16 protein-coding genes and 1 pseudogene are annotated in these 13,981 nt (G+C 64.7%); 6 read left to right on the top strand and 11 right to left on the bottom strand.

The annotated features are described in order from the left end of the window. Nucleotide 1 precedes the first annotated feature (1 nt). Nucleotides 2–778 carry a transporter substrate-binding domain-containing protein gene (locus AABM56_RS13700; protein ID WP_133860988.1) on the bottom strand — a complete coding sequence of 259 codons (777 nt, stop codon included), beginning with the start codon at nt 776–778 and terminating at the stop codon, nt 2–4. A gap of 508 nt (nt 779–1,286) precedes the next feature. On the opposite strand from AABM56_RS13700, the gene AABM56_RS13695 reads away from it, so the two are divergent. Then, a complete protein-coding gene (locus tag AABM56_RS13695) occupies nt 1,287–2,519 on the top strand; it encodes a glutamate carboxypeptidase (protein WP_347883385.1) in 1,233 nt (410 codons plus the stop codon). A 56-nt stretch (nt 2,520–2,575) separates the two neighbouring features. Here the strand turns inward: AABM56_RS13695 and AABM56_RS13690 are convergent, their stop codons facing one another. Continuing rightward, the gene (locus tag AABM56_RS13690) at nt 2,576–3,547 is read right to left on the bottom strand and encodes an endonuclease (protein WP_347883384.1); all 972 of its coding nucleotides are present in this window, start codon (nt 3,545–3,547) and stop codon (nt 2,576–2,578) included. A 221-nt stretch (nt 3,548–3,768) separates the two neighbouring features. Between AABM56_RS13690 and AABM56_RS13685 the strand changes: the two genes are divergently transcribed. Next, on the top strand, nt 3,769–3,963 hold the full coding sequence (locus AABM56_RS13685) for a hypothetical protein (RefSeq protein ID WP_187979588.1): 195 nt from the start codon (nt 3,769–3,771) through the stop codon (nt 3,961–3,963). A 137-nt stretch (nt 3,964–4,100) separates the two neighbouring features. Here AABM56_RS13685 and AABM56_RS13680 read toward each other — a convergent pair whose 3' ends face one another. From AABM56_RS13680 to AABM56_RS13660, 5 genes are all read right to left on the bottom strand, one after another. Further along, entirely contained in the window at nt 4,101–4,355 is a 255-nt protein-coding gene (locus AABM56_RS13680) for a DUF2790 domain-containing protein (protein WP_347883383.1), read from the bottom strand. Nucleotides 4,356–4,520: 165 nt separating this feature from the next. Further along, complete coding sequence (locus tag AABM56_RS13675) at nt 4,521–5,693, bottom strand: MFS transporter (protein WP_347883382.1); 1,173 nt, start codon at nt 5,691–5,693, stop codon at nt 4,521–4,523. A 77-nt stretch (nt 5,694–5,770) separates the two neighbouring features. After that, the gene (locus tag AABM56_RS13670; RefSeq protein ID WP_347883381.1) at nt 5,771–6,259 is read right to left on the bottom strand and encodes a DUF3237 domain-containing protein; all 489 of its coding nucleotides are present in this window, start codon (nt 6,257–6,259) and stop codon (nt 5,771–5,773) included. A gap of 41 nt (nt 6,260–6,300) precedes the next feature. Beyond that, on the bottom strand, nt 6,301–7,635 hold the full coding sequence (locus AABM56_RS13665) for an alginate export family protein (RefSeq protein WP_347883380.1): 1,335 nt from the start codon (nt 7,633–7,635) through the stop codon (nt 6,301–6,303). 127 nt (nt 7,636–7,762) lie between these two features. Beyond that, nucleotides 7,763–8,971 (bottom strand): serine hydrolase, encoded by a 1,209-nt coding sequence (locus AABM56_RS13660; RefSeq protein WP_347883379.1) that lies wholly within the window; start codon nt 8,969–8,971, stop codon nt 7,763–7,765. A 198-nt stretch (nt 8,972–9,169) separates the two neighbouring features. Here AABM56_RS13660 and AABM56_RS13655 point away from each other — a divergent pair, with 198 nt between their 5' ends. From AABM56_RS13655 to AABM56_RS13640, 4 genes are all read left to right on the top strand, one after another. Then, complete coding sequence (locus AABM56_RS13655; RefSeq protein WP_347883378.1) at nt 9,170–9,790, top strand: helix-turn-helix domain-containing protein; 621 nt, start codon at nt 9,170–9,172, stop codon at nt 9,788–9,790. Between the two features lie 387 nt (nt 9,791–10,177). Beyond that, nucleotides 10,178–10,528 (top strand): CidA/LrgA family protein, encoded by a 351-nt coding sequence (locus tag AABM56_RS13650; protein WP_273862194.1) that lies wholly within the window; start codon nt 10,178–10,180, stop codon nt 10,526–10,528. Beyond that, nucleotides 10,521–11,204 carry an LrgB family protein gene (locus AABM56_RS13645; protein WP_187979580.1) on the top strand — a complete coding sequence of 228 codons (684 nt, stop codon included), beginning with the start codon at nt 10,521–10,523 and terminating at the stop codon, nt 11,202–11,204. Before AABM56_RS13650 ends, AABM56_RS13645 begins: the two co-directional genes overlap by 8 nt. Nucleotides 11,205–11,392: 188 nt before the next feature. Continuing rightward, nucleotides 11,393–11,614: a hypothetical protein gene (locus AABM56_RS13640; protein ID WP_133860976.1), complete on the top strand. Its 222-nt coding sequence runs from the start codon at nt 11,393–11,395 to the stop codon at nt 11,612–11,614. 138 nt (nt 11,615–11,752) lie between these two features. On the opposite strand, the gene AABM56_RS13635 is transcribed toward AABM56_RS13640, so the two are convergent. From AABM56_RS13635 to AABM56_RS13620, 4 genes and pseudogenes are all read right to left on the bottom strand, one after another. Further along, nucleotides 11,753–11,998 carry a hypothetical protein gene (locus AABM56_RS13635; protein ID WP_347883377.1) on the bottom strand — a complete coding sequence of 82 codons (246 nt, stop codon included), beginning with the start codon at nt 11,996–11,998 and terminating at the stop codon, nt 11,753–11,755. A gap of 351 nt (nt 11,999–12,349) precedes the next feature. After that, a pseudogene (locus AABM56_RS13630) lies at nt 12,350–12,586 on the bottom strand (SDR family NAD(P)-dependent oxidoreductase); the annotation flags it as partial. Between the two features lie 69 nt (nt 12,587–12,655). Further along, nucleotides 12,656–13,147 carry a DUF4126 domain-containing protein gene (locus AABM56_RS13625; protein WP_347883376.1) on the bottom strand — a complete coding sequence of 164 codons (492 nt, stop codon included), beginning with the start codon at nt 13,145–13,147 and terminating at the stop codon, nt 12,656–12,658. A 168-nt stretch (nt 13,148–13,315) separates the two neighbouring features. Then, nucleotides 13,316–13,744, bottom strand: coding sequence for a nuclear transport factor 2 family protein (locus AABM56_RS13620; RefSeq protein WP_187979577.1), 429 nt, complete (start codon nt 13,742–13,744; stop codon nt 13,316–13,318). Nucleotides 13,745–13,981: the final 237 nt, after the last annotated feature.

The raw sequence follows: 13,981 nt of genomic DNA, 5'->3' as shown, positions 1-13,981 counted from the left end.
CTTACTTGGGCGCGGCGGAGACCTTCAGGGTGCTCGACTCCTTGGCGGCCTCGGTACCGAACCACTGTTTGTGGATGGCGCCCAGGGTGCCGTCTTCCTTCATCTTGCTGATGATGTCGTTGACCTGATCGCTCATGGGCCAGCCCTTGGCGTGCATCAGCGAATAGCGTTCACCCGTGGGAATGCGGGCGACGATGGTGAATTGCGGCTTGTCCTTGATGTAGTAGAGCACGGCGGGGATATCGCTCAGGTAGCCATCGATGCGCCCGGAGCCCAGGTCCAGCATGGCCGGTGACAGTCCCTCGTAACGCGAGACGTCGGCGAACCTGTACTCGTTCTGGTGCTGGCCGATCCACATGTCGCCGGTGGAGCCGGTATCGACACCGACGACCTTGCCCTTCATGTCCTCAAGGCTCTTCACCTTGGATTTGGTCAGGGCGGTCAGCGACTGGTCGCTGTCGAAGTAGGGTTGGGCGAAGGCGACCGATTCCAGGCGCTTGGGCGTGATGGTGATGGACGAGATCGCGATGTCGACGCGTTTCGATTGCACCGCGCTGAACAGCCCGTTGAAGGGAATGTTGACGAAATCCACGCTCTTGCCGGCCCGCTTCGCCACTTCCTTCACCACATCGACTTCGAAGCCGACGAAGTCGCCCTTGGCGTCCTGAAACTCCCAGGGCACGTTGCCGACGTTGGCCCCCACCGTCCAGTCGGCTGACCAGGCGGGCAGGGCTACTGCGGCGGTCATGAGCAAGCCCAACGCTATCTTCGCTTTCATCTTCACTCCCTATTTTCCGGTGCTGTCAGTGGCTTTTCCTTACAACGTCGAATCGAGAGTAAGGCAGTGAATTGTTTTATTCAATGGTAAATGTTATTGGATTTTTTGCTCCAAAATCGTGCGGAGGATTGCCGCGGAAGCCGCCTTGGCAGGGTTGCGGACGGGGCTGCACGGCGGGGACGCCAGAGGAAAGGTCGGCGCCAGACGCCTTGGGCCCGCGCGGCAGTCCGTGCCTGAAAATGAGGCACGGGGCCTCCGGCTCGGGGACGCGCCGGGGCGCTGGGCATGCCGTCCGGCGGCTGGGCTTTGCAGCGGCGGGAAGAAGGCGCATCCCGCTGGCCCGCGGGGCCACCAGGTAGCTGACGAAGCCCGGGACCGGCCAGGTCCTTCCGTGACAACGGCTGGACCCTCTACCCGGGACGGCCGGGAAAATGCTCCGGTTTCCCCTATGTCCTTGTTGCGACTACAGTTGTCTGACTAATCCAACAAGGCCAACAAGGAAAGTCCGATGTCCGCTCCGTTCTTGCGCACCACCCTCGCTGCCGTTCTCACCTGCTGTATCGCCCTGCCCGCCAGTGCCGCGCTCGACGCGCGCATCCAGACCGCCGCGGAACAGGCCAAGGCGCCGACGCTCACGTTGCTGGAGCAACTGGTGAACATCGACTCGGGGTCCGGCTACGCGCCCGGCCTCACCGAAGTGGGCAAGCTCGTCAGCGCGGAATTGCAGAAACTCGGCGCCACGGTGCAAGAGGTGCCCAACACCGCGCCGGACCAGAGCAAGCACCTGGTCGCCACGCTCAAGGGCAGCGGCAAGGCGAAGATTCTCCTGCTGGCGCACATGGACACGGTGTTCAAGGAGGGCACGGCCAAGGCCCGGCCGTATCGCACCGATGAAAAGCGCGCCTATGGTCCGGGCGTGTCCGACGACAAGGGCGGCATCGTGGTCGCCCTGGCGGCGCTGGAGATTCTCAAGAAGCTCGACTTCAAGGACTACGGGCAGATCACCCTGTTGCTGGATGCCAGCGAGGAAACCGGCTCCCAGGCCGCCACCGAGCTGATCGCCAGCACCGCCAAGCAGCATGATGTGACGCTGAATCTTGAGCCGGGTCGGCCGGCCGATGGCCTGGTGGTGTGGCGCAAGGGCAGCGCCACCGCCGTGGTGGAGGTCAAGGGCAAGGCGTCCCATGCCGGCGTGTCTCCGGAGCTGGGGCGTAACGCCGCCACCGAAGTCGCGCACCAGGTGCTGCAGCTGGGCGACCTGGGCGATGCGGAGAAGAAGACCTCGGTCAACTTCACCGTGATCGAGGCGGGCGAGCGCATCAACGTGATTCCCGATCACGCCGTCGCTAAGGCCGACGTCCGCGCTGCGCTGCCCGAGGAATTCGACCGGGTGGAAAAGGACCTGGCGCGGATCTCTGCCAACAAGCAGATCCCCGACACCGAGGTGACCACTCGGCTGGAGCGTGGCCTGCCACCGATGCCGCAGACCGCGGCGAGCGATCGGCTGCTGGCCATGGCCCAGGGCATCTATGGCGAGCTGGGCCGCACCCTGACCGTCGAAGGCAGCGGTGGCGCCGCGGATGCCAGCATCGCCGCCGGTGCCGGCGTGCCCACCCTGGACGGCTTCGGCATCGTCGGCGGCAAGCTGCACACGCCCGAGGAATACGTGGAACTGGACAGCGTGACGCCGCGCATCTATCTGCTCACGCGGATGCTGGTGGAGCTGTCCAAGGGGCAGTAACTGCCGAAGCGGCTCAGGACCCCTGGGTGCTGCCGGTCAGCGCCCGGGGCTGGCGATCAGGGCGCGCAGTTGCCCGCCTTGGTGAAGCCCGCCGCCTTCGCCTCGGCTTCGGAGGCGAACTTGACCTGGTTCTTCGGCGCCACCTGGGCGTAGCTCGGGCAGCCTTGCGGCAGGTGATAGACGTGACTGTTGCGGTTGCCGATGATCGCGCCCTGGCCGGCCGCGGCGGGGCTATCGCTCCTGACCGGTGCTGACGGCGCTGGCTTGGCTGCCGGCAGGGGGCTGACGATTCCTTCGCCAACCGGCTGGTAGCCCAGCGTCCAGTGCCGCTCGCCGGACACGAAGGGGTTGCCATGGCCCATCACCGCGGCGATGCGGCTGTCCCGTTCGCGCTCCCAGGCGGTGACCGGTTGCTGCTTGTCCCAGGCCATCAGCAGTTGTTGCTGCTGGCGCGACATGTTCAGGCCGTAGCGATCGAACATATAGAAGGTGACCCGGGCGACCAGGCCCTTGACCTCGTCGCGCGGTTCGGCGGCGCGTTCCTGGAAGTCGACCTTGGTCGTGCACCGGCCGTATTGCGGCTGCACGCCCTGGGCCATGCCGTAGTTGAAATTGGCCCGGTCACCATTCACCTCGCCCACGGCGGGGTAGAGGTTGAAGAGGTCGGCCTCCATGGCGCGGAACACCGGGTCATCCGCCACGCAGTGTTCCCGTCCGCCGTTCTGCCAGCACTGGCGCTGATGACCGAAGGTCCAGGCCGGCACGATGTGCTCCCACTCGGTGCGTTCGCCGCGGGTTTCCTGCTTGCGCGCCTGGAAGCCGCAGGAGGCGGCATCGAGCCGTCCCCCGGACTTGCCGACCCACTCCCACTTGCAGCCGCAATAGAGGTCGCCCTGGGCGCTGGTGTTCTGATCGAAATAGACTTTTTGTCTGGCGATTACCTTGGCCTCGACAAAGGTATCGGGCGCTGCGGCGAGCGCGGAGGAGGCCACCAGTGTGGTCAGGAGAAGCGAAAGCAAAAGGCGCATGTATCTTCACAGCTCGATTAGGGCGCCGAATTGTATAGCTTTTGCCTCGCTGATAGCGGGTGCAGGGTGCGGAAGTCTCGGGGCAGACGCTCTAGCTCGGGGGCTGGACAACCTCAGGTCGAAACTCACCTTTCAGCAACAATGAGATTCGCTAAGATTTGTGAACCAAATCTCAAAAACTTGTCTGATGACGCAGTCTGCACTTCTGTCCGGAGTTTTCTATGAATGGCCCCACCCCCTGCTGTGATCTGGGCGGTATGAGCACCTTGGTGCTGGAAGATGAGCTGGCCGAGCGCAAGACGCGGCTGGCCGAGGCCCAGGCCGATGTTCAGCGCCAGTTCCTGTCCTATGCGGACGACCACGCCTGCATCGCCGTGCTGGAGCGGGCGCTGGCCAAGGCCTATCGGTTCTTCTAGCGGTCCGTCCGCCGATCCGTTGCGTTCTCTACCCGCCCGATATTCCTGGGTTCCGGGGGCAGAAGAGGACGATGCAGAAGGCCTCTCGGCTAGCGCGACGGTGGCCGCCGCGCTTCGGTACCGGTTCGAATAACGCCTCAATTCTGGTTGTAGCAGCCATTGCCAGACACCAGATAGTCCAGTTCATGCTCCCGGCCGGCGTGATCCAGATAATCGAGGCGGGCCGGCACGATCCCGCACTGGGCGTCCAGGTCGGTCTGGCTGACGACCCTGTCGACGTCGAGCGGGACGAAGAAACCGGGCTGGTCATGGATCAGGGCGGGATGGTCGGGAGCAGCCAGGGCGGAGCCGGTGGCGAGCAGACCGAAAAGACCGAGCAGGAGCGCTTTCATGGAGAGTCCTCTTGAAGGGGTGGGTAGCGAGTCGCTGACCGGACCACTCTAGGAGGACAGGGGGGACGCCAGGCTGACCGGGTGATGACAAATCGGTCATGGAAGTTGTCGCCTGGCCGCACGGCCGGCCGTGATATTCGCGCGGCCCCTGCGTGCGCGCACCGCTCACACAGAGCAGTCCAGCGCCTTGCCCGGCACCTGGCGGCGTCCCCAGGACAGCATGACGAGCACCAGGACGCAGCCGATCAGGATGGCGCCCGCCGACAGCACGAAGAGACTGCGCCGGTCGTTGCCTTCGATGAGCAGACTCAGCAGGGTCGGCGCCGCGGCGGCCGAGGCGACCTGCACCACGCCGACCAGCTTGGTCAGGCGCCCGCTCGGATCATGGGTCACGACCGAGGACATGTAGTAGGACAACGCCAGGTTCCAGCCGAAGTTCATCAGGAACACCGCGAGCATGAGATCCGCCGCCGTGTGGATGCGCGTGGCCAGCAGATAGATGGCGCCGAGCACGGCCAGGGAGCCGGTGAGGATCATCGGCACGCGGCCCAGATGGCGCCCGGCCACGCTGGGCAGGGCCGCACCGGGCAAGCCGCCGAGCAGACCGATGCTGATCGCCCAGCCGATGTCCACCGGTGCCACCCCGGCATCGCGGGCGATGCCTTCGACGAAGCCCCACAGCGAGTAGATCGACAGCTGCAGGAACAGCATGCCGAGCAGCGAGCAGACGCCGATCACCGTCAGCCCGGACCGCAGCGGTGCGGAGGAGACCTGTCGCTCTTCCGGGCTCTGCCTGGCCGGCAGGCAGAGACTCAGCAGACAGACCAGGGCGAACCAGGCGGCCAGGTAGTAGATCGCCCCCGCGAAACCCTGCCACTCGGCGATCATCGGCATGAGCACCGCGCTGCTGGCGAACAGGGCGGTCTGCACGAACAGCAGGATGCCGAAGGACCTGTCCTGGCCCGGCATGCTGCCCAGCCAGTAGATGGCATAGGAGTAGAGCACCCCCGAGCAGATTCCCGAGAGGCCGCGCAAGGCCAGTAGCGGATCGAGGGCGGTGACGCTGGCGGTCGCGGCGTTGGCGAACAGCAGCAGCAGGGCCGTGCTCAGGGCCAGGGTGCGCGGCCCCAGGAAGCGGATCATCAGCAGGTACAGCAGCGTCCCGACGATGGAGCCGCACATCTCGACGGACAGGGTCCAGCTCTGCTGCGCCAGGGTCAGGTCGAGGCGTTCGGTCAGCAGTCCGATGAAGATCGGCTGCACGCCGATGACGAGAATCGAGGCGGCGGCGATGGCGATGCACGCGGCGCGCACCAGGGTTTGCTTGGCGATGGTCATGGTCGTTTACCTGCAGGCTCGGCCACCACGTGGCCTGCCGCTTCAGTAGAAAGCCTGGCTGTAAGAGGGGTGGCCGGTCAGGTGAGGCGATAGCAGTGGATGGCCACCTGGTCGGCGGCGGGATAGCCCACCTTGCCGATCATCACGCTGCGGGTCAGCCAGTCGAGTCTGCCGCTCGCCACCTGGAAGCGCGGTGTGCAACTGCAGTGATAGTCCTCCTCGGCGATCGGCCAGAGGCCCTGGGCGACCTGCGCCTGCCCCCTGTCGCTGAGGGTGATGAGGCCGGTGTTGTGGATGTTGATCCACTCGCCTTGGTCGCTGCGCAGGCTGTAGCGCGCGTCCAGCTCGCCCACGCCGTCGCTGCGCAGCAGATAGAAGTCCGCGCCGCCGGCGACCACTTCGCCGCGTACGTTCACGCCCTCGAAATGCCCGCCGGTGATTCGATAGTTGCTGCGCTGGCCATCCGTGCAGGGGCCCAGGCCATCGGCCGGGTCGATGAGCACCTGCAGGCTCAGCACCCATTCCAGCGTCGGCACGGCGATCCCGGTTGGTGTCTTGGTATTCATCACGCTCTCCTGTGCCCCACGGGGGCTGTGGTGACTGGTGGTCAGTAGCGATAGGTGAAATACAGCTCGAGGGCGCTGAAGCGATCGTTGTCGCCGAACGCCTGGCGGGCGGCCGACCTGGCCTGCACCCAGTTGTACGAGAGCGAGCCGTAGAACTGCCGGTTAGGCGTCCAGTCGAGGTACACCGCGGTCTCGTCGGCGAAGCGCCGATCGCTGACCGCGGCGCCGCGGAAGTTGGCCTGGTCGAGCCAGAACTGGTAGTGGATGACGCCCAGGGTGAGGGCGTCGCTGAGCCGGTTCTTCAGCGAGAACTGCTGGACGCGCTCGTTGCTGTTGAACAGCAGGTAGTTGCCCACCACGTCGCCGATCAGCCAGGTACTCCAGTCGGTGAAACCCTTGCTCAGCGGATCCCAGGCCTTCTGGCGGTTGTCGGTCGGGTTGTCGTCGCCGGAAAAGACGGCGTAGCGATAGCCGAGGGTGGGCGTGAGGGGCAGGTCTTGGAACTGGTAGTCGGCCTGGGCGTACCAGGCCCTGGCGTCGTAGCTGAGGGCGCCGTCACCACCACGTTGCACCGCGTATTCGCCATTCAAGGTGAGATTCGGCAGGCCCGGCAGGTGACCGCGCAGGGCCCGCAGGTTGTACACCCGCATGCCGTCGCGGCGTGCCGCGGTGCTGTTGTTGCTGGCCAGGGTATCGACCGTCATGGCCAGGGCGCCGAGGGTCACCTGGCCGTCGAGGTCGTAATCCAGGTTGGCGCCGCTCAGGCGGAAATCGCCATAGTGATCGTCGGTGCGCAGGGTGAACGCCTGTGCCTGGGCCGGGCCATGCCCCCACGCCAGGATCGCCGAGTCGCGGAAGGCGGTGCGCGGACCGAGCCAGTAGGCGCCATCGCCGAACAGATCGAGATTGCCGTCCATGACGATGAAGCCGGTGCCGACCATGAAGTTCTGGCGGCCGGCGGTGAATTTCCAGTCACCCGCCTGTACCCCGGCGTAGCCTTCTTCCGGAGCGAAGCGGCCGTCGGAGCTGCGGGTGAAGCCACCGGCATCGCCGTCGCCAAGGGTAGTGGCGCCGACCACCGAGCCGCCGGCGAGCAGGTGGAGCCTGTCGCTGAGCGAATAGTCGAGGGTGACGCCAGGCTTGACGTAGAACTCCTGCCAGGCAATGCGGCTGCCGTCGTTCCTGCCGCTGCGGGCATCCACGCGACCGGTGCCGAAATTGACGCCCCGGGTGGTGATGGAACCGGCGCCCGCCGTCAGGTTGAACTCGCCTTTGAGGTGTTCGTTTTCGAATGGATAGCCCGCCAGGGCCGGCTGGCTGGCCAGCGGCAGGCCGAGCGCCAGCAGCACGCCGGGAAGGCGCTTGGTTGTGCACATATAGAGCTCCTGACTATTTTTCTTGTATTACAGGGCAGTGAAGGGTGGCCAAGGCGACCACCGAATACCTGGCGCAGCAGGTGGGAGCGCTGGCGGGCCGGCGCTCGTCGATCTCGTTAGGGATGGATCAGCCGCGCAGTCGGGCGGCGATGGCGCGCAGCAGCCGTACGGTATCGATGTCCAGTTCGGTGACCGCTTCGGGTAGTGAGGATTGCTTGACGATCACCACGTCGGCGGCGCGGTCGACGAACAGGTACTGGCCGTGGATACCGCTGGCCATGATGGCCGGACTTTCGTCGTTGAAGACATACCACTGGCTGCGGTAGGAGGCGCCCGGGGTCCAGTCGGCGAAGTCCTGGTGCACGCCATAGATAGCCGGATCCCCGCCCGCCGCGATGGCCTCGACTACCGCCTGATCGATGACCTGCTGCCCGTCGACCCGACCGCCGTTGGCCAGCATCAGGCCGAAGCGGCCCATGTCGCGCAAGGTGGCGTTGAAGCCGGCACCGGCGACGCTGCGACCCCAGGGATCGGCCATGAAGTAGGCGTCGCGCTCGCAGCCGAGGTGCTGCCAGATCCGTTGCAGCTGTTCGGCGCAGCCCAGGCCGCTGGCGCGCTCCATCACCCAGGCCAGGACCTCGGTGGTGGCGGTCACGTAATGGAAGAGGCCGCCGTGCTCGCACCTTTTGCGCAATGACGGCAGGTACTGGTACAGGGATTCGTACTGGGCGTAGTCGGGCAGGGCCGGTTTGAAGCCACAGGCATAGCCGTACTGCGAGCTTGCCGAGGTGGGATCGTCGTAGAGCTCGGTGTAGTGGACGCCCACGGCCATGTCGAGCAACTGGCGGACGCTGGCGTCGCCGAAGGCGCTGCCGGCCAGTTCCGGCACGTAATGCTGGGTCGGCGCCTGGGCATCGAGCACGCCGTCGTGGATGAGTTGCTCGCCGAGCACCCCGATCAGCGACTTGGTGACCGAGAACATGATGTGACGGTCGGTGGCGATCTGGCCGTTGAAGTAGCGCTCGTACACCACGCGGCCCTGGTGCAGCACCAGAAAGCCGTCGGTCTTGCTGGCCTGCAGATGGTCGAGGGCGCTGACGCTGCGGCCGCAGCTGCTCTGGAATCTCAGCGCTTCGAGGGCCACGGGCGCATGGGCCAGCACCCTGTCCGATCGCGGCCCGGCAGCCACCTCGATGGTGGGGCGCAGGCGCGCCAGGTTGCGAAAGCCCCAGCGATTGAACGGCGGTGACATCCAGTTGGCCCAGGTCACGCGCTGGTCCGGCTCGGCCGGAAAACCCTGCATCAGTACGGGCTCTTGTTCTTGTTGGTCGTACATCTCGCTGACTCCCCGATTCCGGGAAACCAGGGAGCGGTCGAGGCTCTGGTTCATCAGACTCATCCTGGCAGTGGCCCTGCGTAGAGCAGGTACGGGAAAATAATTAACCCTGTTAATTTATTTAGTCAATAAAATATTTTTCATACTCAAGCCCCGCCAGCTATTCTCCATCGCACCCCAAGGGAATCAGGAGCGACGGTGAGCGGCCTACGCGAACGTCAGAAGGAATTACGCCGCACCGCCATCTCGGCCGCGGCGGTCAAGCTGTTCCAGCTTCAGGGCTTTCGCGAGACCACCGTCGAGCAGATCGCCCGCGAGGCCGGCGTCTCGGCGCCCACGGTGTTCAAGTATTTCGGCAGCAAGCACGAGATCATCCTGGAGATGATCAAGGAGTCCGATCGCCGGGCCCTGATCGACGTGCGCCGGCACCTCCGCGACGTCGCGGATCCCGTCGATGCGCTCTGCCACCTGGAACACCTGCTCGTCAGCTACGCGCTGGACGTCCTGCCCGCCGCCCTCTGGCGCGAATTGCTGCCGCTGGTGCTGGTGGGGGGCGACAGCGGTCTGCCCCAGGCCTACCGGCAGATGAACCGCGGCCTGCAGGACGAGATCGCCAAGGTGCTGCGCGAGCTGCAGACCGCCGGCAAGCTGCGCGCCGATCTGGACGTGGAGCTGGCGGCCTTCCTGCTCAACGACTACTCGCATCTGCAATTGCTGCGCCTGACGGCCAGTGACGAGATGGATCGCGAAGGCCACGCGGCCACCGTGCGCAACACCACGCGCCTGATCTTCGAAGGCATGCGCGCGGTACCGGCGTGAGGCGCTAGTGGCTGCATCAGCCTTGGTTGTCTTCCCGGACCGGCTGGCGTCTCGACAGGTCTCGCTCAGGGAACGTGACGGGATATCCGGCGAGCCGATTGCGAGGTCAGGGAGAAGGCGAAGCGGATCGCGGCGCCAACCCAGCAGTGAGCCGAACAGGATGGGTATCTTTCGCTGAGCTCGGCATGGATTTGCCCAGCCATTTTCAGATGGGCCTATAGTGAGGCCGCGCGTAGCAGGGGAACGTCAGACAGCCTGACCGGCAGTGATCACCGCTCTTGCGGAAGGGGCGACAGCCAACGGACCGGTCCGGCTGGCGCGGGCCTGGCATAGCTGCGCGGGCGCATAGTGCGGACTGTTTGGAATAACAAGGCATTCGGGGTGGTTATGAACGTAACGGGCTTCCTGACACTGGTGGGTTGCTACCTGCTTGGCACCTATATGACGAATTTCATCGGCGGCATTCCGGCCAGTGTCATAGGGATCATCGTGCTTTTCGCCCTGCTGATCCTGCTGCGCAGGGTGCCCGAAGGGGTGGAGAAGATGGCGGGCAATCTGCTTGGTTATCTTCCCCTGATGCTCGTGGTGCCGGCGGTTGGCATCGTCGATTTCAGCGGCCTCGAGACCTCGGTGTGGTTGCGCCTGGTGCTGGTCATCGCCCTGTCCCTGCTGGTCACCGTGCCCCTGTGTGGCTGGCTGCTGCAGTACCTGATCGGTAGAAACAAAGACCATGTCTGACCCGGCCCTCGCTTCCCTGCTCGCCCTGTCCCTGACGCTCGCGGCCTATCAACTGGCGCTCGTGCTGCAACAGCGCCTGCGCCTGGTCATGCTGCAACCGGTGCTGATCACCACCGCCATCGTCGCGACCGTGCTCTTGATCGGCGGGATTCCCTACGACAGGTATCGAAGCGCCAGCGGCTTGCTTTCGATGCTGCTCGGACCCACCACCGTGGGCCTCGCCGTTCCGCTCTACAAGAACGTCCAGCGCGTGACGGCACTTTGCACGCCGCTGCTGATAACCCTCACGGTTGGCGGCGTGGTAGGTGTTTCCCTGACCCTGGCCCTGGGCTGGCTGTTCGGCCTGCCGGAGACACTGCTGATGAGTCTGCTGCCGAAGTCGGTGACCATGCCGATCGCCTTGCCCCTGGCGGATCATTTCGGTGGCGTCGCGCCGCTGACCGCGGTGATCGTGATGCTGACCGGCGTCATCAGCACCACGCTGGCGCTGCCACTGCTCAAGGTCTTCAAGGTCGAGGATCCCGCGGCCCGCGGTCTGACCCTCGGCATGAACGGCCATGCCATAGGCACCGCCCATGCCTTGCGGGAAAGCCAGGAGACGGCGGCGTTCTCGGCGCTGGGCATGATCCTGCTCGGGATCGTTACCGCTCTGGTGCTGCCGCTGGTGCTCGGTTGAGCGCCAGTGCCGCCAGGAGCGGGCCGACCGGAAGCCCTGAGTCGACGAACTCGAAGCGCTGCCAACTGCCGCTCAGTCATCATTCTTGACACTTCATGCGATAACCGTTATGTGAATAACGCCCCCGCGGAAGATGATAGCACTAGGCCAGCCGGCGATCGGCAGCCGTGCTTACAGGGACAGACGTCATGGGCATGGAAGACAAGGAATTTCAGACCACCCTCCAGCAACTCGGTCAGCTGAATCTGGACCGGATCATGGAGCAGGCGCGCGTTGATCGAGACTTCATGAATCGCGTGGTGACCGTGCTGGAAGAGTGTGGGGTGGACGATCGTACCGACGAGGAAAATTCCCTGCTCGAATGGGCCCGTGCCTTCCAGCGCCTGCCGGGTAAGGACGCCGGCCGCTAGGCGTCTTCGCGCTGGCCCGGTTTCCGCAGCCAGCCGTCCTGGTCTGCCGATGCTCTGTCGATTGGCGTGCGCCGCACCGTCTGGTATTTCGAACGCCGGGCAGGGCGGCGGCGCGTTCAGGCAGAAAGGTCCGGCGGATCAGCGCTGATCGGTGGCGTCGTGAGCGCTGCTTCCTGCGCCCGGGTCCAGCGGCAGGGGCGCCAGCAGGGCCGTCTCGGCTACCATGTCGGCAACCCGCTCATTGAGATCCTGCACGGCCTGCAGGACAGCGCGGACGTCCGGATCGTCGCAGTCCACCGTGCCCAGCCGCCTGGCGTTTTCCTGTAGTTGGCGATGCAGGCTAAGCAGCGCCTCGCGGGCGTGGCTCTGGGAATCAGGGTGCATAGGGCGTCGGGCTTCGATCAGGCAGATGTCATAAGGCCACTATGATTCGTCCGTTTGAATATCGCAATAATTGATCCGCTGGCTTGGTCCTGTCTAGACGAGCGGTCAGGAAGCCAGTGAAGCGGCTTGGATCTCCCTCCTGATGCCATTCCTGTTTCCGAGCACCTACCCTCTACCCGGATGTGCAGGAGCAACGCATCGATCCTTCGCCTGGGATGCAGGGGCAATGCCTTTCAGACCACCGTCGACACGTGCCATACGGCCGAGCGGGATCAGCCTGTTCAGCTGCTCCCATACTTCCGCCGAGGTCGCGGCGCAACGACGTTGATGCGGATGTTGCGGGGTGCCAGTTCATTGGCCCAGGTGCACGAAGGAGCGCACTGCGGCCTTGCTTGCGCCATAGACGCCATAGCCGTGGGTGCCGATCGCCGCGGCGATGGAGTCGATCAATACGATGGCGCCGCCATTGGGCATGCTCGCCGTCGCTGCCTGGGTGGCGAAGAGCAGGGCGCGCACGTTGAGCGCGAAGGTCCGGTCGAAGTGCTCTCCGCTGATGCTCTCGAACGGCGCGAACTCCGACAGGCCTGCGGCGGCTACCGCCCGGCTCCAAGCACCCTGTTGCGTCCCGTGGCTTGTGCGCGATGCTTTGGTCCTCGCCTAGCTATCCCGCAGTGCTCGACGCAACCCGGCCCTGGCCAGCGAGAAAGCCAGGCAGTCTTCGGCCAGGCCGAGGCCGGCATTGAGCCAGGCGTTGCGGGCGTAGCCCTTGCGCAGATCGATCGCTACCTTGGCGGCGACACAGGCAGCGGTTGCCCCGATCAGTGCAGGCAGCAGTCGCAGTTGCCGCTGCGCACCGGCGAGTGCCGCGGCACTGATGCCACCGGACAGGGCACGGACCAGCATTGAGGGCGCAATGGTGCGGTCCGGCGCGAAGGGCAGTTTGTCGCCCAGGAGCTCCGCCGCAGCCAGGGGTATCCCGTACTGACGTACTCGAGACGACGCGAGGGTAGGTGCGGGTTCGTCAGCGCTCGCGATATCCTCACGCCCCGCCAGCGCCCCGCTGACCAGGGTCGGCGCCAGCATGCTGCGCATGCCTGTCACCACACCAATGGCCAAGGCGCCCCACAAGAGATTGCTGGCTGTCGTCATGGTCGATTCTCCCGGTAGTCATACCAATACGGACCGGGTGTGTGCGGACCTGTTCAGATTACCGGGTCCGCAGACATTCGCGGCTCGTGCGTGACGTTGCAGGAACGCCGCCGAGGCCTGGCGACGTTCAGTCAACGTTGGCGCTACAACGACTGACGCCTGGGTCGATCAGAAGCGGAATGCCTGGCGCCCGATCAACAGCCAATGGCCTTTCTGTTTCTGCCAGATCTGAAAGTTCTCGATCTCGGTCGGCACTACCTTGCCACTGTTTACGGCCTGAGCTGAAAAGTGGTTGCGCACCAGCGCGACGTCCCCGGATAGGGTGATCTTCTGGTTGAGCATCTTCAGCTCGTTGAATGCGCTTTTGCCCGTCTCGATGTCGGCGATGAACGCCTGCTTGTCCTGGATGTTGCCGCTCGAATGTCCATAGGTCAGGTTATCTGCGGTCAGCGCCTTGAGCTGCGCAATATCCTTGTGCCACATGGCCTGGGTCAGCTGGTCGACGGCGGAGGCGACGTCCTTTTCATCACTTGTTGCTGCTGCGACATAGCCACTGAACAGGCAGAGGAAGCCTACCGCTAGTTTCAACTTTTTCATGCTCGGATCCTTTTGTTGTAGTTGTCGGAAATGCCAGGTGGCGGGAGCCACAGATCACACGGTCTTGTCTGTCATCGTATGACTATTCGATTGTGCCTGGCTGGAGGGCGCAAGACCAGTCCTGGGCGGCTACCCGGAAAGTGCCTGTCTGAAGGCCGGTTTCCTGGTAGTCGGGACATCGGTATGAGCGGAGGCCTGTTGCCGCTTGCACCAGGTGGCGCCGAGTCGAGAGATCGG

It is taken from the genome of Pseudomonas aestiva, from assembly GCF_039908605.1.
Lineage (GTDB): Bacteria > Pseudomonadota > Gammaproteobacteria > Pseudomonadales > Pseudomonadaceae > Chryseomonas > Chryseomonas aestiva.
This window is presented reverse-complemented; position numbering and strand designations above follow the sequence as displayed.